Source organism: Agarivorans sp. (assembly GCF_050295395.1).
In the GTDB taxonomy this organism is placed as follows: domain Bacteria; phylum Pseudomonadota; class Gammaproteobacteria; order Enterobacterales; family Celerinatantimonadaceae; genus Agarivorans.
Map to the genome: position 1 here is coordinate 1 of NZ_JBNKPP010000073.1, position 19684 is coordinate 19684.

A 19684-nucleotide genomic window follows, 5' to 3' on the forward strand; every position below is an offset into this window, starting at 1 on the left:
GCGCTACCATGCTCAGCGGCCACAGCCTAGCCGCCGGCTTTCAGGTTAACAGCCAGTCAGCCACCGGCATCGGACGCGCCTTCTCTGGGGATGCGGTAATTGCCGACAATGCTTCGGTATTAGCGCGTAACCCTGCAGCTATGGCGATGTTTAACCAACAAGCGTTGTCACTAGGTCTTGTATATACCGATGTAGACGTCACCATTAAAGATGTGAGTTATGGGCCAATTGACTATGGCAGCATCGGCGATGCAGCAGGCGACAAAGTCATCCCTAATATTTATTACATTCACCCGATCAATAATGACTTTGCCGTTGGTGTAGGCGCCTTCAGTAACTTTGGTACTGGCACCGATATTAGCGAACTCAACAACAGCGGCGCGCCAGTCACGCCAGTGGACTTGTTTGGCAATACCGAAGTGATCACCTCTACCTTTAATGTGAGTATGTCTTATCGCATTAATCAGCAGTTCAGCATTGGCGCCGGGGTAGACCTTATTTATGGTCAAGGCTCACTCAGCCGCCAAGGTGAAATTATTGGTGGCTCTGGTGTTCAAAGTAAACTGGTTGATGTGGAAGCCGACGGCTGGGCGCTGGGCGGCATTATTGGTGCCACTTATGAGATTAACGACAAAAACCGTTTAGGCGTGAGCTACCGGGTTAGCCCAAGCTTTAAAGCGGCTGGCAAAGTGGAGTACCAAGGCCAGTCTTACGATGACATCCATATTCCACTACCGAATATTTTCCAAATTGCTGGTTATCATGAGCTAAACCACCAATGGGCGGTACACTATACCGCTCAGCACACCAGCTGGAGCGACTTCGACCACATTACCGTTACCGGCTCTCAACCGGAACAAAACGTAAAAAGCTACCAGTGGAAAAACTCATGGTTATTTAGCGTGGGTGCCACCTATCAGCTAAGCCAAAACTGGGCAATACGTGCCGGTTACATGCACGACAAAGGTGTGGTGGACGAAGTCAGTTCGTTATCAATACCTGATTCAGACCGCAACTGGTATACCGTAGGTGCAAGTTACTACATCAACAAACATTCGAGCATCGATGTTGGTCTTGGCTTCGTACGCGGACAAGATGTGGAAGTGCGTGAAAGCAGTGCCATTCCTCTAATTGGTGAAGTGGTTGGCCATACTCGCTCCGACGCGATTTACTACTCGATGCAGTACAGCTACTTGTTCTAAAAACTTGGCTCGTGGCCGCCCGCCACGAGCTTTTCTCCTATGCTTCTAAACCCGCCGCTGCACTAAGCAGAAGCAAAACAGGCTTGATACTGCCTTGGCGTAAGTGCAATACGCTTCTTGAAATTTCGTTGAAAATGACTTTGGTCAGCAAACCCTAGCTGATTAGCGGTATCGACAATGCTACTGCCCTCTCGCAATAAGCCTTTAGCTCGATTAATGCGCTGGTTAAGCTGAAAAGCATGGGGCGATAAACCATAAACTTGCTTAAAGCTTCTCACCAAGTGATAACGACTTAGCCCTGCTACTGCTGCCAACTCACTTAAGCTAAGATTGTGCTGCAATTGATCTTGTATACACTCTCTGACTCGCTGCAATTGGGGTTTGGCCACACTGCTGACATCGCTGCGAAAACGCTGTTGGCTGGCAAATTGTTGCTCAAAAAACGCCAACAACAGGCTCTCTTGTTCCAGCGGATTTTGCTCTAGTTGAATCTTTAAAAACAGCTGATTTAGCAGGGCATAAGTTTGTTTGTCGCTAACTAGCTGACGCTCAAAAGCTAAGTAATCGCTGGCTGGACAAGCCAACATTTCTTGCTGCAATTGCCCCACCCAGGCGCTTTCTACAAACAGCATTCGGTAAGACCAATGCCCTTGTTTGGGATTGCAGGAGTGAACATCACCAGGGTTAATGGTGACGCTTAGTCCTTGACCAATAGAGTGTTGCTGAGTCTGGTTTTTATACACGGCTTGGCCAGCATCGATCACCCCAAAAGAAAATTCGTCATGTGCATGGCTATGATAACAAGCAGACGAAAGCTGAACCTGACGTAGCTCCATAAAAGGAAGCTGTTCAAAGCGTTTAAACAGGTGTTTTGCATTGTTGCTCATAGTTAACCCCATGTTTAAGCCAAACCCAATTAAATAAACAGCGATAGTACCGAACCGGCTAACAGGACCGCCATAGAGCAATTAAACACCCGCAGCCGTAACGCCGAGTCCAAATAGCCAGAAATCAGCGAGCCAATAGCGGCCCATGTGCCCACCCCCACTAAGCAAACCATAAGAGAGATCAGACAAAATACCAACAAATAAAATTCCGCTTGCTGCTGTGGCGCAACAAACAAACTCACTCCAGACATAGCCACTAACCACGCTTTGGGGTTTAAACCCTGAGCCAATACCCCCTGCCAAAAACTAGGGGGCTTAGCCAAACTTTGTTGCCCCGGCAAACGCAAGGGAGCCGAAGCAATTTTTAGCGCCATGTATAAGAGAAATGCCGCTCCCAAATATTGCAATAGATGAGTCAAGGCGGGTAATACATCTAAGGTCAGATTAAGCGCTAAGCCCGCTGTAAATACCACCAAGCAATAACAAAGGCTGGCCCCCACCACATGGGGCAGCGCTTGACGAAAACCAAAGTTGGCGGAAGCACTACTGGCAATAATATTCACCGGACCCGGTGAAATAGCGCCAATTAAAGCAAAGATCAACATCGATATAATTACACTCAAAGGCCATTCCCCAATACATTTAAAGTCTTCACTATAGGTGGCTTTACGCTGAGTTTATTGAACAAAATTGCGCTACGTCATAGCAAGTCTGCGGCAAAATGTCCTGCGCGCATAAAACAGTGCGTAAGCTAGCAGTTCTCAACCCTAAGGCTTGCGCAAGTGCAGCCGAATTTCTAATGTGGAGACAACAAAAACAAAAAAGGATGGTCCGATGAAATTTACTCCTGCCACTATCGCCGAACTTAACTTACTACTGCAATTTGACCTGAGCAGTTTACAAACTGGGATTAAAGTTCACCAAGACGCCGCCCCCGAGCTGATAGCGGCGGCACAAAGCTTATTTGATAAGGGATTAAGCACCCAAACCGATGGCGGCTATCTCACCGACTTAGGCATAGAAGTGGCCGAACATGCACAAAAATTATTAGCGGTATTGTCTACCAAGCCAGAACACGTTTCAGCTTAAAGTGACTTAATTGCAAACCAAGAGCCTAGCTCTTGGTTTTTTTATCTCACGCCCCTGCACTGTTTAGTTAGCACTCCCCATCATCGCGATAATGCTAAGCCGCTCATCTTTTACTGATAATCCCCTAAGCCACACATAGTAATCTGCCATTAAATCCGTATTATGCTTTTATTAACTCTTTGGTAAGTAAAGGATCACTACCATGCCCATTTCACTAATCATTATCTTACTGTTAGTGGTTGCCGTTATTTTTTATATTGTTGGCATATTCAACCGCCTAGTTAACCTGCGTAATCGTTACCAAAATGGCTTCGCCCAAATAGAAGTACAGTTAAAACGCCGCTATGACCTGATCCCCAATTTAGTTGAAACCGCCAAAGCCTACATGAGCCATGAGCGAGAAACCCTCGAAGCAGTGATTAGCGCTCGAAATGATGCCAGCGCCCTACTTAAAGCCGCCGCCAGTGACCCCAGTGGTAGTGCCCTAACTCAATTAGCCAGCGCAGAAGGAATACTGCAAGGCGCCATGAGTAAACTCAATATCGTGATGGAAAATTACCCCGACTTAAAAGCCAACCAAAACATGGCACAACTAAGCGAAGAGCTTACCAGCACCGAGAATCGAGTGGCGTTTGCTCGTCAGGCCTTCAACGATGCCGTCACCGATTACAATAGCTACCGACAGTCCTTTCCGCCGGTGTTTTTTGCCGCACAATTTGGTCATAACAAAAACGCCGAATTATTAGAATTCGCCGATAGTGAACAGATCCAAAGCGCGCCTAAAGTGTCTTTTTAATTCCTTAAACAATGAACTTTTTTCAGCAACAGGAACTGGCACGGCGCAACAGCAAGTACTTATTGTTGCTGTTCATTGTGGCGGTGATCATGATCATTGGCCTAAGCAACCTGCTGATTGCCGCCACCCTATGGTTTTTTAATCAACAAGCCCCCTTAAGCTTGCAGCAACTTTTTTCTACCTCGCAAGTCTTAATAGTGAGTCTATTGATGAGCGGCGTAATCGGCTGTGCCATCGCCTACAAATGGTATCAATTACGTGATGGCGGGCGACGCTTGGCCGAGTCTTTAGGCGGACAAGTACTATTAACCAATACCGAACAAGCGGAACAACGGCAGATTTTAAATGTGGTGGAAGAAATGGCCATCGCCTCTGGCATGCCGGTGCCGCCAGTCTACCTGCTCAAAGATGAACTTGGCATTAACGCCTTTGCCGCTGGCCATACTCCGGCCGATGCAGTGATTGGCATTACTCAGGGCGCCCTAGAGCAGCTCAACCGAGACCAACTACAAGGCGTGGTGGCTCATGAGTTCAGCCATATTTTAAACGGCGATATGCGCCTCAACATGCAACTGATTGCGCTGCTCAGCGGCATCGTGTTTATTTCCAACATCGGCGAATTTGTACTGTATAGCCAACGCCATCGTGCTTATTCACGCTCTAGTCGGCGCAATAACGATGGCCGAGTCGCCGCACTTGGCCTAGGTCTATTAGTACTTGGTTGGTTGGGGGTGTTTTTTGCCAACATGATTAAAGCGGCGATTAGCCGCCAACGCGAATACCTAGCCGACGCCTCCGCGGTACAATTTACCCGTAATCCCAAGGGCATTGCCGATGCACTTAAAATTATCGCCGGCTATGAAGCCGGTTCGGGCTTACGCTCGCCGCTCAGCCAAGAAGCCAGCCATATGTTTATTGGTAACGCTAGGCGTTTAGGCAGCTTCTTTGCCAGCCACCCGCCGCTAGATGAACGCATCAAACGTTTGCAACCTAGCTGGGATGGTCAAGTGATCAAAAGGCAAATCAAGCATCGCGCCCAGCCTGTCTATGCGCGCGCCTACCAAGCTAGCGAACCCAGCCGCGAGCAACAGCAATCGACCTTTTTGGCCGCTGCCGCCGCAGGGGCGGCGCTGGCCTCAGACAGCCCATCAAGCACGGCTTCGTTTTCACTGTCAAATAATGCCAGCACGGTGGCCCAAGAACTGGCCCAATTACCGCAGGGCTTATTAACGCTGGCCCACGAACCCAGCGGTGCAGTGAACGTAGTCTATGCACTGTTATTAAGTGAGCAGGCCGAGTTACGCCAGCAGCAATTGGCACTTATCCAAGCCCCGGCCCAGCAAACCGTCGACCTGAATGAAATTAAGCAAGCGTGGCAGTGGCTAGCCACGCTGGATAGATCTTATCGCCTGCCCTTATTAGAGCTGTCGTTTCCCGCCTTAAAACAGCTATCCAAACCGCAATACCAAAACTTAATGGAAAATTTACGTAAGCTAATTAAAGCCGATCAACAAGTAGATCGTTACGAATGGTGTCTGTATCACTTAGTGAAACATTACTTGGCTGCGCAGTTTGAAACCCTAGCCCACAGTAAAGCGCTATACAGCAGCATTCCTGAGATTGCCCAGCACTTTAATATTGTGCTGTCGAGCCTCGCCTATGCTGGACATGATGATGACAGCAAGATCCAACGCGCCTTTGGCATTGGCGCTAACAGTATCGGCTTGTATACGCTGCGCCAATTACCCAAAGCGCAGTGCCAAGTTGAACATTTTGGCCCGGCAGTGAAACAGCTGGCCAATGCCCACCCGCCAATTAAGCAGCGAGTATTACGAGCGCTGGCCGCCTGCGTTAGTTTAGATAAACAACTAACCGTTGCTGAATATGAGATGATCCGTTGTATCGCCGCGGTGATGGATTGCCCCAGTCCGCAACTAAAAATGGAAATAGCACCAGACCATTAAAGCTTAATCGGCTAGTGCTATGAATGGCGCGTTAAAGCGCTCGCTTAACCGCTTTTTCACGTAGGCTCTGGCGCGCTTTTTCACTGATGAAGGCCATTTTCAAGCCATTACTTTGTAGTTGAGCAATCTGCTCATCAGCAAAACCCAATACTTCGCGAGCAATTTGGTATTCATTGGGCAAGTCGATGGCAGACACACCCGGGTCGTCGGTATTTAAGCTGGCACGAATACCATGGGCTAAAAATTGCTTCAGCGGATGCTGACTAAGATCAGGCGTAGTATTGGTTTGGAAGTTAGAAGACAGACACGACTCTACACCAATCTTATGTTTAGCCACATAGTCCATCAATTTAGGGTCGTCGGCAATCTTCACCCCATGACCAATTCGAGTAGCACCCAACTCACGAATCGCCTGCCAAACACTCTCGGCACCCGCGGCCTCACCGGCGTGTACCGTAATAGCAAACCCCGCGTCACGAGCACGGGCAAAATGTTCTACAAACAGCTCGCCGGGTTTGCCAAGTTCATCCCCCGCTAAATCCATTGCCACAATTTGATCACGAAACGCAATACAGGCGGCCAGCTCTTCGCTACAACGCTGCTGACCAAAAGAACGGCTCATAATACCGATAAGGTTCACCTGTACATCATACTTTGCCATGCCACGACGAACCCCTTCGATCACCGCCTCAACCACCCCTTCGGGCTTGAGTTGATGGCTCATTGCCATGTAACCGGGGCTAAAACGTAGCTCGGCGTAATCAATATTGGCGCGCTGTAAATCAGCCACGTTTTCCTCGGCCACGCGAACGCAGGCATCGTAATCACCTAATACCTTCACCCCCCAATCTAACTTAGAGAGAAAGGCCACCAAATTAGGCTCTTGCTTGGTGATTTGCACATGCGGGATCAAGCCTGCTAGATCAGTTGCAGGCAAGGCTACATTAAACTTCCTGCCCAGTTCCAAAATGGTTTCGGCGCGAATATTACCATCGAGATGACGATGTAAATCGGTTACTGGGAATTGTCTTAACATAGCGACTCCTGCTTATTCTTGTCTTTATTTTGAGCGCTCAAGTGTAGTGAGCAAGCGCCCATGTTCCAAATCAGAAAGGCCAAATAAATCCGACTTTATCCAATAACTTAAGGGCTAGTTTATAATCTTAGCCAAATATGTTGGTATTTTTAAAATACCAAGCATAAACAGCGCACTAAAACTTGGTTCGGCATACAACAACTGAACGAGACTGCTCTTGGCTTGCCAGAGGCTTTGCCAGCAAACTCAGCCAAGGCTGCACTATTTCGAAGGGTGATATTGGGCTTGTTGATAGCCATCTACCGCTTGTTTAAGCGCGGCTGCACGCTTGGGGGCTTGGCACTCCACCCGTTGCACAAAAGCACTTAAGGTTTCACCGGCTTGGCGCCTCAAGCGATAACGGGCTAATAGCCAGAGTTGCCAACGCAGCGCCAATACCGGTTTAGCCGGCAAGCGCCAACGCCACGGTTTGGCAAACAATAGGGCGGTAACGACTATGCCCAAGAACAACATGCTGGCGCTTAGCATTAACATGGAACTGCCCGGCAACCATGCCATTAAACTGGCAAACAAACGCAACTGGCGTTGTTGGTCAAAGTTAAGCACCCACCTAGCCCACCAATAGTCCGCTTGAGCAAACCAATAGCGCAAGCGGCTCATGCCTTCGGTATACCAAAAACGCTTTCCCCAACCATTTAAGTTTCGCCATTGTTCGGCGGTAGACTGGCTTTGTTGCAGGCTGTTTTCCACTCGGTCTGGCGCTATCCATGCGGTGGGGTCAAGCCGCTGCCATGCTTGGCCGTTCCAAAACTCTAACCAAGCATGGGCATCGTAATTACGCACCGCCAACAGTTGATCGCTTTGCTCCCATTCTCCACCTAGGTAACCTGCCACCATGCGCGCGGGGATCCCCTGCAAACGCGCCATTACCACTACGCTCTGCGCGTAGTGCACACAAAAGCCGCGCTGCTGCTCAAACAAAAAACTCGCTATGCCGCGAAGCCCCGGATAGGCCGGCGGATTAAGGGTGTAACTGAAAGGCCGCGCCATAAACCATTGCTCTAACTGAGCTAAATAACGCTGAGCATAATCACTGGCAGAGCGATCTAAACCCTGCTGTAAATCCTCGGCTAACTCCACAATGGTCGCGGGCAGCTGCGCCGGTAGTTGCTTGGCCAGAGTTAATTGCGCAGCATTGCTCGCCTCACTTGATGGCGCTGGCAAATAGTCGAACTGAAACAGCTGACGGGTAAAATTGTCTTGGCGGCGCTGCCAGCTTTTATCGGCAAAATACTGGCCACTCCCAGCAGTTAAGCTACTCGGGTTTAAGCTGGCCAACCATGCCCCTTCGGCGGGTTCTACAAGTACTTGATATTGGTTCACTGGCTCAGCCGACGCGGGTTCAAAGCGTTGGGGCTGCTGCGCCAACTCACTGCGCCGCCAACGCTCTCCATCAAACTGATCCAATACCATCGCTCGCCAATATAGCTGCTGGTTGGCCATTGGCTTAGCAAACTCGGCTCGAAACACTAGCTTATCGGAGCGAATTAGTTGACTAATGTCACCGGGCCTAATTTCTTCAGATAAGCCAGTTTGGGCACTGCTGGGGTTGGGCATTTGCCACAGTGGCGGCAAGCGCGGAGCCAATACAAATAAGGCCAGAGCTAGCGGTGCTAATCCCAGCAGCCACAACGCCAGTTGCTTAACCCAAGCGCGGTTCAATTGAATATCTAAACTGAGTAACAGCAATAAGTGGATAAAGGCAACGAGCAAGGCTAACAAAGCCGCCAGCGGCTGGCTAGAAAACACCAAGGACAGCGCCACCAAAAACAAACCGGTGAGCACAAACACTTCAATGTCTCGGCGCACATGTAACTCTATATATTTGAGGCTATAACCCAGCATGACTAAGGCCACCAGCTTATCAAATAGACCAAGGCCTCGGCTTAACCACAGAGTCAGTAAAAATAGCGCCAACAGCAATAGTTTTACCCAGCGCGGCTTAGGCAAAGTGGCTAAGCCCTTCACCACCCTAATTCGCCAGCTCCCAGCCAATAGCCCCACCAGCACTAAGAGCCAAGGCACGTGGCCCAATAGCAAGAGCGCGGTGGCCAAATAGCACAGCAAAGACAGCCGAATATGGGAAAGCTTGAGCACCGTCATAAGCGTTTCGGTGCTCCTGCTAGCATACGTAAAGCCTGTTGCTGATGCCGCTCGCCCTGCCCCATAGGCAGTTGCTCGCCATTCACTCTAAGGCTGAAGCTATGCTGTTGTTTGGCCAGCTGGCGAACCCAAAATGCTAATACCGCTAGACGCTGCTCGTAATCCAAACCCGCCGATAAGCTGTCGCTTAAATGCAGCCCTTGGGCCGGGTTACCAGTAAAGGTTTTAATTTGCAGGCCGCGCCCCGCCGCGAATTGCTTCCAAGCCAACAGACTTTTGCGTTCACCGCTGCGGTAGGCTTTTAAACCGGAAAACTCATGCTGCTGCAAACTGTCGCTATGGCTGTGCTCAATGTCATGCTGCTCAGTTTGCGCCTTAGCCGGACAAGCGTGGCCGGCTAGCGGCTGAGGATAAACGATTAAATCGCAGCAAAAATCGGCCACCGTCCAGCAGCGAAACAAACCAAAGGGAAATACGCTATACAGCGTGACCCGAGGCAGGCGCTGGTAGCCACGCTGTTTTACCTCTAAATCTAAGGCCAGCTGGCCATCAAGAAACTGGCTGGCCTGCTGCAGTGGCCACTGTTTAATTTTCGCTCGCAAGGCCTGAACCGGCTTGCCGCGAGATTTTTTCATCGATAATAACAAGCGTAGCGGTTGGCCAAGCTGGCCCTCGGGGCCGTGCACTAGGTTAAGCTCTAAACCAGAGAGATTTTGATGGCAAAGCACTAGGCACATCAGCCACAGCACCAACATCCACAAGGCCAAGGCCAATACCAAGTTATTTTGATAATTGCTGCCCATGATTAACATCACCAATAGCGTCAGCAAAAACCACCAACCAAAACCGGTGGGTAAAATAAATAGCTGCTTGCGGCTAAGCTGCAAGCTTTTGGCCGCTGGAATGCGCCGCGCCAACCAAGCCTGAAAACGCAGCCCCTGCCATTGTTTTAATCGGGATAAGCCAGCTTTAATCATGCTTAAGCTAAATCTTGGTAAGGGTCTACATCGGCCAAAATTTGCTTGGCGTAGGCCTCGCCACTATCGCCGCGACCTAAGCGGTGGGCACTGACCGCCACAAACACCGCTTGCAAATCTTCCGGTGATACATGCCCTTTATTGTGTAAAAAGGCCCAAGCCTTGGCACAAGACAACAAACTTAAACTACAGCGTGGCGATAAGGGGTTTAGCCCTTCCAACTCGCGGCTACGATGAATCAAGCGCAGTAAATAGGCTAATAAAGCATCACTGCAATGTAAGTGCTGAACCTGTTGCTGCAAGGCTAGTACATCTTGCATATCAAGGCTGGACTGCGGCGCGCTCTCGGTACTGCCGCGCTTCAACATCGCCATTTCAGAATCTAAGTCGGGAAAGCCAATGCTAAGGCGCATCGCAAAGCGGTCTAGTTGTGATTCGGGCAAATCAAAAGTGCCCAGCTGCTCACGCGGATTTTGCGTGGCAATCACAAAGAAGGGCGCGGCTAAGGGATAACGCTGGCCGTCGGTGCTCACCTGTTGTTCTTCCATGGCTTCTAACAAGGCACTTTGAGTGCGCGGGCTGGCGCGATTAAGTTCATCGGCCAGCACTAAATGATTAAAAATAGGCCCCGGATGAAAACGAAATTGCTGGCTGTCTTGTTCAAATACCGATACGCCAATGATGTCGGCGGGCAGCAAATCGCTAGTAAACTGGATCCGCTGAAAACTCATGCCAAAACCCGCCGCTAGCCATTTAGCCAAACTGGTTTTGCCTGCACCGGGCAAGTCTTCAATCAACAAATGGCCGCCAGCCAACAAACAACTTAAAGCTAAACGTACCGCTTGAGTTTTCCCTAGCAGCTGTTGTTCAAGCTGTTGGCATACCGCCTGTAAGCGAGGATCTATTTGATTCATATATATAAAAAGCCCAAAGAGAAACAGCCAGCTTACAAAGCTTTCAAGCAAATTTATAGCTTTGTTGCCGTGCCTTAGAATTGCAGTTTTTATTAAGCTTAGCAGCTTGAAGGCTATCGAGCTGACCAGCTCAGTCGCAAGCGGGCGAAAATCTGAGGGAAGTGGCTAGGATGGTTAAACCCAGAGGGAGGCTAACGACCTCGCTCCGGGTGACTCAGCGTATCAGCTAGTTTAGGCTCGCCTCGGGCTCACGTTTGAAATAACGCACAATGCCCACCAATGATGCCCCAATCCAAAATAGCTCAATAATAAAACTGGCTAAATTAAAATTGATGCACAGGCTAATCAATAACAGGATGGCCCCGCTAAGATTCATTAGGTTATAGGTGAGTTTTTTGGGATTTAGGCGCTCCAACTGCAATAGGAAGAACGCTCCTACGACTAGAGCGGTACCACTAAGACCAACAAGGTCTGCCAGAATACTTTGCATAGCTTTCTCATTAACAAGCAAAAAAAGGTCGTCCAAGTTGCTGGCCCAATCCATGGGGTGGACGCTCTCAACTGTACAACAGTGCTCCATGAGACAGCTTGTTAGCGGCATTCGAAAATGCGGGCGTAATTTACCAGAAACACCGCGCTGATGCATGCAGATTATTTATTCAAATAAAACCGTCAGCTAAGCCGAGCGCTAGCAAGAGGCTCAAATGCGGGGAAGCTCTAACTCGGGATGCTCTTCAATGCACTGAGATAAACCTTGGCTGAGTATTTTTACTCGCTCAAGTAAGCTAGCTTGAGCTTGGCCGACTTCACTTAGCAAAGCTTCGATATTACTACGGAGATCTTGCGGGCGGCGCAGACAATGGCTTTCGGCGTAATCCAACATGCGTTTTTCGCCGGGATGAGGCAGCTGATTAAGCGCAAACAATACATCGAAATAACTGGCCAAATACTCACTGCAGCGATGATTTAAACTGACTCGATCTTGGCGTTGTAAGGCCTTAGCCAACTGATGGCTATAAGCGGGAATTTGCTCTAACAACAAGGGCAGATTTTTATCGATAATGGCTTGCTGTAGGGCTTGAGGATAAGCCAGCTTATAGCGCTGCTGCAGTTGCCCGGCTAAGCCATTAGCATCATAAAGAATTTTTGAATTCAGCAAGTTAGCCCAAATACAAGTGCTATACCCCACCGAGGCCTGATGGTGCAGCAACAACTGCTGTAAGTGTTGGCTGAGAAAATCAAAGTCTCGATAAATTAACTCTACTTCTATGCCGTCATGTAATACCGCATCGTCTTCGGTTTCCCAAAACTGATTGTTGAGTTCTATATACTGGCAATATTTATCGAGGATCTGTTGTCGGCTTGCTAGGCTCACTGGAGCATTTAGATAGACATAAAGATCATAATCGGAATGGCTATCAGCTAGACCACTGGCTCGTGACCCAGCTAATAACAAGGCATCGACTTGCGACAGGGTGGATAATTCATCTACTAAAGCTAAAAAATGTGCCGATTCATTCATCATAATGCTTCCTTAAACTGCAGCCCTCAGTTTAAGTAAAACCCCTTACTACACCAGCAGCAAAGCAAAAAAATGCTCACTAAAACATGAATTTATTGCTTATCCTGCTTTTCTTCGTCCTTCAAAAAACGGATCTCGCTAAAGCCCATCTGTAAAAAAGCCTTATCGCGATATTCTTTTAAGGTAGCCTTGTCCCGCGTAGACATCGCTAACTGCTTTTCTAAGGCTAAAAACGAACTAATATCAACGCCTTCAGCAGCAGCCACCGCCTCGTGAATGTCATGATATTTATCGAAGGAGAAGTTAATCACCTTAGTTTGATTTTTAAATTTGTAACTAACCTGACGAGCCATGAACCACCTCTAGATGCAATAACAGCGGCAAATAATATAGTAAACTCGCTCAACTTACTGTGGTTTATTCACAGCAAATACCCATTACTCAGCCTAGACGAAAGTACTACGCCTCACTTGATTCGCTTTAGCTTGATTTTACCGAAAATTACCCTCGGTATATCTGAGGGTAATCAGGACAATAACCGTGTATATTCCTTGCTTCATATTTTTAGCATTTGCTAAAATTTAATCGGCGTCAAACGACGTTTCGCAAGGATCGCGTGCTAGTTAGCATCCGCCAACTATACATCCAGCATGGAGCTCACGTTGCTCTTGAGCTGTTTTATTTAGCTTGTTTGTATAGTTTGAGGATAGATATCCATGTTTTTTAGCCGCCCTAAGATACTGGCAGTCGCACTCGCATTGCCGCTACTTATCGCTTGTGAGCCTTCAGAGTCGGTCTCTAGCCAAGTCCCTGCTAGCCTAGTTAATACCACCAGCGTACAAACTATTCACTATGCGCCCGCTCAACAATTTGTCGGTCGCATTGAAGCTTATAATGACGTAGACATTCTCGCCCAAGTTAGCGGTTACTTAATCGCTCGCCACTTTGAAGATGGGCAAATGGTAGAACAAGGGCAACTACTCTACGAAATCGACCCCACCCGTTACCAAGCTGCGGTTGCTCAAGCCAAAGCTGAGCTGGCCAAAGCTAAATCGGCCCTCGCCAACGCCAACTTAAATTGGCAACGTGGCAAGAGTTTGCTGCCGCAAAAAAATATCAGCCAAGCGGAATTTGATCGCCTCACCGCCGAAAAACTCTCTAGCGAAGCGCAATTAGAAGCCGCCGAAGCGCTACTCAGCGCCAGCTTAGTTGACCTAAAACACACTCAAGTACTGGCGCCTTTCACTGGCCGTATTGGCCAAAGCGAAGTGAGCCAAGGTGATTTAATCTCTAGCAATAGTGGCCGACTCACCAACTTAGTGAGCCTAGACCCGATCCGCGCCAGCTTTAGCATTTCTGAGCGCGAGCGCCTTAGCATGGGGCTCGACCAAGTAGCTCAGCATTCTAGCCAGCAAGCCGCCCGGGTAGAGCTACAAATTAGTGACCAGCGCAGCTACAACCTGGCGGGCCAACTCGACTTTATTGATAACCGGATTGACCGCCAAACCGGCACCATTGCACTGAGCGCTCGCTTCGCTAATCCGCAGCAACAACTGCTACCAGGCCAATACGTAGAAATTAAACTTAGTAGCCACCAGCAAGTGGCCGCTCAGGTGATACCAAGACGCGCCGTTCAAAGTGACCTTGAGGGTGAATACGTAATGATTGTGAACGCGCAAGGCAAGGCAGAGCGTAGAAATGTAAGCTTGGGTCCGGTAATCGAACAAGGCGTGGTGATTAATCAAGGTTTAAGCGGCGATGAACAGGTGATAAGTGCCGGTTTACAGCGGGTACGTCACGGCTCAGCGGTGCAAATCGTTGAACCTCAAGCTTAAGTAGGAATAGTCGAATGCTAAGTCGCTTTTTTATTCAACGCCCCAAGTTTGCCTTGGTGATATCTATTCTGTTATCGCTTGCCGGTGCAATTGCCCTAAGCGTATTACCAGTAGCTGAATACCCCCAGATTAGCCCGCCATCGGTGAGTGTATCGGCCAACTACACCGGTGCCAGCGCCGAAACCGTTGAAGAAGCGGTAGCCGAGGTGATTGAAAGTTCGGTGAATGGCGTGGAAGACATGCTGTACATGAACTCCAAAAGTGCCAACGATGGCTCGTATAGCCTCACCGTTACCTTCGACATTGGTACCGACCCAGACATGGCACAAATCAACGTGCAAAACCGGGTCACCCAAATCGAATCCAAGCTACCGCCAGAGGTTCGCCAAGTGGGTGTAACGGTGCGCAAACGCTCGCCCGACCTACTGATGGTATTGAACTTCTACTCTCCAGACGGGCACTATGACGATACTTTCTTAAATAACTACGTCACCCTTAACATCGAAGACCAATTGGCGCGGGTGCAAGGGATCAGCGATGTGCGGGTGATTAGTTCTTCGGAATACTCGATGCGCGTCTGGCTAGATCCACTAAAACTGGCCAACCTCGGCCTTACCGCTAGCGATGTTCGTAACAGCTTGGCCGAGCAAAACGTGCAAGTGGCGGTGGGCTCAATTGGCGCACCACCTTACGAAAATAACAACGAAGTACAGTTTAGCCTGCTCACCAAAGGGCGTTTAGAAACCGTCGCCGACTTTGAAAACATTCTGTTGGTGGCCAACGCCGATGGTTCTAGCACCTACTTAAAAGACGTAGCGCGGGTAGAATTAGGTAAACGTGGTTATGCCGCCTTTGGTGAATACCGCGAGCAACCTTCGGTATCGGTGATCTTGTCCTTACAAACCGGCGCAAACGCCCTAGAAAGTGGCGAAGGCGTGAAACAACTGCTGGTAAGTTTGAAGCAAAACATGCCAGAAAAAATGGACTACGACATCGCCTACGATACCACCTTGTTTGTTGCCGAATCGGTAAAAGGCGTGGTGAAAACCCTGATTGAAGCGGTGCTGTTGGTGATTCTAGTTACCTACTTATTCTTAGGTAACTGGCGCTCTACCCTAATCCCCGTGGTGGCGATTCCGGTCTCGTTGATCGGCACCTTTGCGATCATGTTAGCCACCGGCTTTACCATTAATACCATCACCTTATTTGGCTTAATTTTGGCCATCGGCATTGTGGTGGACGACGCCATTTTGGTGATTGAAAACGTCGACAGTAAACTCTCGGCCCATCCAGAACTCAGCCCTCGCCAAGCCACCTTAAAGGCAATGCGCGAGGTAACAGGCCCGATTGTTTCCTCCACCTTGGTATTGTTGGCGGTATTCTTGCCGGTAGCGATGTTACCCGGCATTACCGGGGTAATGTACCGTCAATTCGCGATTACTATCTGTATTTCGGTGGTCATCTCATCGATTAACGCCCTAACCCTATCGCCCGCCATTTGTTCGCTAGTGCTTAAACGCGGCAAACAAAAACAGGCCCGTTGGTTCCAGCTATTTAACCGTGGCTTAGTCGCCATTACCCAACGTTATGGTCAAGCCGCCGCGGTACTGGTGCGGCGCAGTGCCATGTTAATCGTGTTCTTCGTGGTGGCGATTGCCGCCGTAGCATGGATGAACCACAACACCTCTAAGGCTTTTGTGCCACAAGAAGACAAGGGGGTATTACTGGTAAACGTACAGCTACCCGACTCGGCTTCATTAAGCCGCACCGCAGACATCTCTAAACGGGTATACCAGATTATTAGCCAAGAGCCGGGGGTTGATGCCGCCACCGTTGCCAATGGTTATGGCTTACTCACCGGCGCCATTCAATCTAACGCGGCTACCATGTTTGTTAAACTGAAACACTGGGATGAGCGTAACGCGCTAGATGGGGACCACTCTGCCGCAGCGATTAGTCAACGGATTAACCAGCAGGCTTACCGCCAAATTCAAGATGCCGTGATCTTCGCCTTTGGCCCCCCTGCGGTTCCGGGTATGGGCACCGCCTCGGGCTTTGAGTTTGTATTGCAAGACGGCTTAGGCCGCTCACGCAGCGAATTGGCTAAAACCATGCAAGAGCTCACCATTAAAGCCAATGCCGCACCAGAAATTGGCAGTGCCTTTAGCACCTTCCGCGCCGATGTTCCGCATTATTATGTCGACATTGACCGCAATAAGGCTAAACAATTGGGGATCCCTCTGGGGGATTTATTCACCACCCTGCAAGCCAACCTCGGCTCCTTGTATGTGAATGACTTTACCCTTTACGGGAAAAGCTTCCGAGTCACCATGCAGGCTGAAGATGAATACCGCAGCCGCCTAGATAACTTAGGCCAATTTCATGTACGCAGTGCCAGCGGCGATATGGTGCCACTGAGTACCCTAGTGAGCATAGAACAGCAGTTTGCCCCCGATGTAGCGTGGCGCTACAACCTATATCGCAGCGCGATTTTACAAGGGCAGCCCGCACCGGGGTACTCCTCTGGTGATGCCATTGCCGCGATGGAGCGCATCGCCGCCGAAGAGCTGAGCAACGGCTATCAATTTGAGTGGACAGGTATGGCCTACCAAGAAATTCAAGCTGGCAACCTAGCAGTATTTGCCTTTGGCCTAGCCTTGCTATTTATTTACCTGTTTATGGTGGCTCAATACGAAAGTTGGACCATTCCTCTGGCGATTATTCTAGTGGTACCGGTGGCTACCTTGGGCTCTTACCTCGCCTTAGCGGCGGCTGGTTTACCAATGAACTTGTATGCTCAGATAGGTCTGGTGCTGCTGATTGCGCTGGCAGCGAAAAACGCTATTTTGATCGTCGAGTTTGCTCGAATGCAGCGCGAAGATAATGAAATGCCCATCGACCAAGCGGCTGTCAGCGGAGGAACGCTGCGCTTTAGAGCGGTGAACATGACCTCATGGTCATTCATTTTTGGCATGATCCCACTAATTTTAGCCAGTGGCGCAGGCCATATCAGCCAAAACTCACTGGGGATTTCACTGGTGGGCGGCCTACTCTGTGTACTATTAGTGGGCACCTTCCTGATCCCCGGCTTCTATGCCTTAATTCAGCGTCGCCGAGAAATTCATCACGGTGGCTCAACTAAGCTGCAAAACATAGAAGAAGACTAAACCGTAATTAACCCAGCTCACCAAGCTAGCGCTTGGTGAGCTAAATATATGCTGCATGTACACTATTTATCACCTAAAACACAAGCCATGGTTAACGCAAGCAATCGCGACTTTGCTGTTACTCCAACAGTAATTAAACCAATGCTTGCCACAACCAACCGTTAAAATCAGCTGCTTATCTCTGAAATGATTCAATATCCAGAATTTGATAATGATTTAGCTCAACGAACTAAAAAAATGAGCTAGGGTTTATCTTGCCAATCAGCTAATCTTGCGGGCAAAAATAAACAAACCCAGCACGGCTCAGCTTCGTGGCTAACAGCAGCGTTCACACAATAAACAACCGTCGCTGGCGAGGAAAAATAATGAATTCAACAGACCAACCTTGGTTAAAAAGTTATCCTGAGGATGTACCCGCTGAAATCAGCACCGAACAGTTTGAAAACCTACTCGAATTGTTTGAACACAGTTGCCAAAGAGCCCCCCAAGAAGTGGCCTTTGTTAATATGGGTCACAGCCTCACCTACCAGCAGCTCGATCAAAAATCCCTAGCCTTTGCCGCCTATTTACAACACCTAGGCATGCAAAAGGGTGAGCGCATCGCGCTAATGATGCCCAATTTATTGCAATACCCCATCGCCCTGTATGGTGCACTACGTGCCGGCCTTGTGGTGGTAAATGTAAACCCCTTATATACCCCCAGAGAACTAAAGCACCAGCTGTGTGACTCTGAAGCCACAGCGGTAGTCGCCGTCACCAACTTTGGTAATAGTTTGCAGCAAGTGATTAAGCAGACTCAGGTGAAGCACATTATTCTTACTAGCATTGGTGACCAACTAGCCGCGCATAGGCGCACTTTGGTTAACTTTGTGGTGAAGTATGTGAAAAAAATGGTGCCCAAATACAACCTACCCGGTGCCATTTCAATGCGGCGCGCCCTCACCGAAGGCAAAAACATGGCTTACCAAAAGCCCAGCATTTCCGGCGACGATATTGCCTACTTACAATACACTGGCGGCACTACCGGGCGAGCCAAAGGCGCCATGCTCAGCCACTACAATGTACTGACCAACGTAATTCAAGTGTATTACCACTTTGGCCCTCGCACGCTTTACGACAAAGAACACGCGGTAACACCGCTGCCGCTGTACCATATTTTTGCCAATACCGTGAGCATGATGTTCATCTTGTACATTGGTGGCAAAAACCTATTGATTACCAACCCACGTGATCTCGACAGTTTTGTTAGCGACTTAAAGAAGTATCCGTTTACCATGATCTTCGGCTTAAACACCCTATTTAACGGTTTGCTTAAGCATGAAGGCTTTAAACAGTTAGACTTTTCCAGAGCGCGTTTCACCATTGCCGGCGGCATGGCGACCCAAAAACACATTGCCGAACAATGGCAAGAGCTTACCAAAATGCCCGTTATTGAAGGCTACGGCTTAACCGAATGTTCGCCAGTAGTGGCCGCTGGCACCCACCTACAACAATCCTTTATTGCTTCTATTGGAGTGCCAATGCCCAGCACCCAAATCCGCATTGTTGATGAACAAGGCCAAGAGCTAAATGTAGGTGAAGTGGGTGAGCTAGAGATAAAAGGCCCGCAGGTGATGCAAGGCTATTGGAAGCAGCCCGAAGAAACCGCCAATGTACTCAGCGAAGACGGCTGGATAAAATCTGGCGACATTGGCCGCATGGATGAAAACGGCTACTTCTTTGTAGAAGACCGCAAAAAAGACATGATTTTGGTTTCTGGCTTCAATGTATTTCCTAACGAAATTGAAGAGGTTGCCACCCTACACCGCCACATTGTAGAAGCCGCAGCGGTGGGCGTGCCCGATGATGTTACCGGCGAGCGGGTAAGACTATTTGTGGTATGTGACGCCCGAGTGCCCAGAGATGAAATTAAAAAGCATTGCCGTAAACACTTAACCGCTTACAAAATGCCCAAAGAAATCGTCTACCGCGAAGAATTACCCAAGAGTAATGTGGGCAAAATCCTCCGCCGAGAATTACGCTAAACCCACATAAACAAGGACCTAGCCAGTGGCTAGGTCCAAATTCGATATATCACCAATCCAAATCAGCGGCGATTGGGGCGACACGTGCATTTGCGGCAGAAAAAGTGT

At 49.1% G+C, this 19684-nt stretch carries 16 protein-coding genes; 7 read left to right on the forward strand and 9 right to left on the reverse strand.

The window, feature by feature from the left end; genetic code table 11:
* Positions 1-8: 8 nt before the first annotated feature.
* On the forward strand, positions 9-1202 hold the full coding sequence (locus tag ACQY6Q_RS04220; protein ID WP_427978275.1) for an outer membrane protein transport protein: 1194 nt from the start codon (positions 9-11) through the stop codon (positions 1200-1202).
* 62 nt (positions 1203-1264) lie between these two features.
* Here the strand turns inward: ACQY6Q_RS04220 and ACQY6Q_RS04225 are convergent, their stop codons facing one another.
* Positions 1265-2089 carry a helix-turn-helix domain-containing protein gene (locus ACQY6Q_RS04225; protein WP_427978239.1) on the reverse strand — a complete coding sequence of 275 codons (825 nt, stop codon included), beginning with the start codon at positions 2087-2089 and terminating at the stop codon, positions 1265-1267.
* Between the two features lie 29 nt (positions 2090-2118).
* Complete coding sequence (locus tag ACQY6Q_RS04230; RefSeq protein WP_427978242.1) at positions 2119-2712, reverse strand: LysE family translocator; 594 nt, start codon at positions 2710-2712, stop codon at positions 2119-2121.
* Between the two features lie 211 nt (positions 2713-2923).
* Between ACQY6Q_RS04230 and ACQY6Q_RS04235 the strand changes: the two genes are divergently transcribed.
* The 3 genes from ACQY6Q_RS04235 to ACQY6Q_RS04245 all read left to right on the forward strand — a co-directional run bounded on the left by ACQY6Q_RS04235 (position 2924) and on the right by ACQY6Q_RS04245 (position 5938).
* Positions 2924-3178, forward strand: a complete 255-nt coding sequence (locus tag ACQY6Q_RS04235; RefSeq protein ID WP_427978244.1) for a TIGR02647 family protein — start codon at positions 2924-2926, stop codon at positions 3176-3178.
* A gap of 202 nt (positions 3179-3380) precedes the next feature.
* Entirely contained in the window at positions 3381-3974 is a 594-nt protein-coding gene (locus tag ACQY6Q_RS04240; protein WP_427978247.1) for a LemA family protein, read from the forward strand.
* An 11-nt stretch (positions 3975-3985) separates the two neighbouring features.
* Positions 3986-5938, forward strand: coding sequence for a M48 family metallopeptidase (locus ACQY6Q_RS04245; protein WP_427978249.1), 1953 nt, complete (start codon positions 3986-3988; stop codon positions 5936-5938).
* Between the two features lie 31 nt (positions 5939-5969).
* Here the strand turns inward: ACQY6Q_RS04245 and add are convergent, their stop codons facing one another.
* The 7 genes from add to ACQY6Q_RS04280 all read right to left on the reverse strand — a co-directional run bounded on the left by add (position 5970) and on the right by ACQY6Q_RS04280 (position 12903).
* Positions 5970-6974, reverse strand: coding sequence for an adenosine deaminase (add, locus tag ACQY6Q_RS04250; RefSeq protein ID WP_427978251.1), 1005 nt, complete (start codon positions 6972-6974; stop codon positions 5970-5972).
* A gap of 261 nt (positions 6975-7235) precedes the next feature.
* Positions 7236-9137, reverse strand: coding sequence for a transglutaminase TgpA family protein (locus ACQY6Q_RS04255; RefSeq protein WP_427978254.1), 1902 nt, complete (start codon positions 9135-9137; stop codon positions 7236-7238).
* Positions 9134-10114 (reverse strand): DUF58 domain-containing protein, encoded by a 981-nt coding sequence (locus tag ACQY6Q_RS04260; RefSeq protein WP_427978256.1) that lies wholly within the window; start codon positions 10112-10114, stop codon positions 9134-9136. Before ACQY6Q_RS04260 ends, ACQY6Q_RS04255 begins: the two co-directional genes overlap by 4 nt.
* 2 nt (positions 10115-10116) lie before the next feature.
* Positions 10117-11028 (reverse strand): AAA family ATPase, encoded by a 912-nt coding sequence (locus ACQY6Q_RS04265; protein ID WP_427978258.1) that lies wholly within the window; start codon positions 11026-11028, stop codon positions 10117-10119.
* Positions 11029-11254: 226 nt separating this feature from the next.
* A complete protein-coding gene (locus ACQY6Q_RS04270) occupies positions 11255-11518 on the reverse strand; it encodes a CBU_0592 family membrane protein (RefSeq protein ID WP_427978261.1) in 264 nt (87 codons plus the stop codon).
* A gap of 210 nt (positions 11519-11728) precedes the next feature.
* Positions 11729-12553, reverse strand: a complete 825-nt coding sequence (locus tag ACQY6Q_RS04275; protein ID WP_427978263.1) for a nucleotidyltransferase domain-containing protein — start codon at positions 12551-12553, stop codon at positions 11729-11731.
* Positions 12554-12642: 89 nt separating this feature from the next.
* Positions 12643-12903, reverse strand: a complete 261-nt coding sequence (locus ACQY6Q_RS04280) for a DUF2960 domain-containing protein (protein WP_427978266.1) — start codon at positions 12901-12903, stop codon at positions 12643-12645.
* A gap of 363 nt (positions 12904-13266) precedes the next feature.
* On the opposite strand from ACQY6Q_RS04280, the gene ACQY6Q_RS04285 reads away from it, so the two are divergent.
* The 3 genes from ACQY6Q_RS04285 (at position 13267) to ACQY6Q_RS04295 (ending at position 19576) form a co-directional block, all read left to right on the forward strand.
* The gene (locus ACQY6Q_RS04285) at positions 13267-14385 is read left to right on the forward strand and encodes an efflux RND transporter periplasmic adaptor subunit (RefSeq protein WP_427978268.1); all 1119 of its coding nucleotides are present in this window, start codon (positions 13267-13269) and stop codon (positions 14383-14385) included.
* A 14-nt stretch (positions 14386-14399) separates the two neighbouring features.
* Positions 14400-17552 (forward strand): efflux RND transporter permease subunit, encoded by a 3153-nt coding sequence (locus tag ACQY6Q_RS04290; protein ID WP_427978270.1) that lies wholly within the window; start codon positions 14400-14402, stop codon positions 17550-17552.
* A 365-nt stretch (positions 17553-17917) separates the two neighbouring features.
* Positions 17918-19576: an AMP-binding protein gene (locus tag ACQY6Q_RS04295; protein WP_427978273.1), complete on the forward strand. Its 1659-nt coding sequence runs from the start codon at positions 17918-17920 to the stop codon at positions 19574-19576.
* The last annotated feature ends 108 nt before the right edge of the window (positions 19577-19684 follow it).

Bases quoted from the DNA above. Each gene is read 5' to 3' on its own strand.
- ACQY6Q_RS04220 (WP_427978275.1), top strand. From the start codon at position 9: ATGCTCAGCGGCCACAGCCTAGCCGCCGGCTTTCAGGTTAACAGCCAG.
- ACQY6Q_RS04225 (WP_427978239.1), bottom strand. From the start codon at position 2,089: ATGAGCAACAATGCAAAACACCTGTTTAAACGCTTTGAACAGCTTCCT.
- ACQY6Q_RS04235 (WP_427978244.1), top strand. From the start codon at position 2,924: ATGAAATTTACTCCTGCCACTATCGCCGAACTTAACTTACTACTGCAA.
- ACQY6Q_RS04240 (WP_427978247.1), top strand. From the start codon at position 3,381: ATGCCCATTTCACTAATCATTATCTTACTGTTAGTGGTTGCCGTTATT.
- ACQY6Q_RS04245 (WP_427978249.1), top strand. From the start codon at position 3,986: ATGAACTTTTTTCAGCAACAGGAACTGGCACGGCGCAACAGCAAGTAC.
- add (WP_427978251.1), bottom strand. From the start codon at position 6,974: ATGTTAAGACAATTCCCAGTAACCGATTTACATCGTCATCTCGATGGT.
- ACQY6Q_RS04255 (WP_427978254.1), bottom strand. From the start codon at position 9,137: ATGACGGTGCTCAAGCTTTCCCATATTCGGCTGTCTTTGCTGTGCTAT.
- ACQY6Q_RS04260 (WP_427978256.1), bottom strand. From the start codon at position 10,114: ATGATTAAAGCTGGCTTATCCCGATTAAAACAATGGCAGGGGCTGCGT.
- ACQY6Q_RS04265 (WP_427978258.1), bottom strand. From the start codon at position 11,028: ATGAATCAAATAGATCCTCGCTTACAGGCGGTATGCCAACAGCTTGAA.
- ACQY6Q_RS04270 (WP_427978261.1), bottom strand. From the start codon at position 11,518: ATGCAAAGTATTCTGGCAGACCTTGTTGGTCTTAGTGGTACCGCTCTA.
- ACQY6Q_RS04275 (WP_427978263.1), bottom strand. From the start codon at position 12,553: ATGATGAATGAATCGGCACATTTTTTAGCTTTAGTAGATGAATTATCC.
- ACQY6Q_RS04280 (WP_427978266.1), bottom strand. From the start codon at position 12,903: ATGGCTCGTCAGGTTAGTTACAAATTTAAAAATCAAACTAAGGTGATT.
- ACQY6Q_RS04285 (WP_427978268.1), top strand. From the start codon at position 13,267: ATGTTTTTTAGCCGCCCTAAGATACTGGCAGTCGCACTCGCATTGCCG.
- ACQY6Q_RS04290 (WP_427978270.1), top strand. From the start codon at position 14,400: ATGCTAAGTCGCTTTTTTATTCAACGCCCCAAGTTTGCCTTGGTGATA.
- ACQY6Q_RS04295 (WP_427978273.1), top strand. From the start codon at position 17,918: ATGAATTCAACAGACCAACCTTGGTTAAAAAGTTATCCTGAGGATGTA.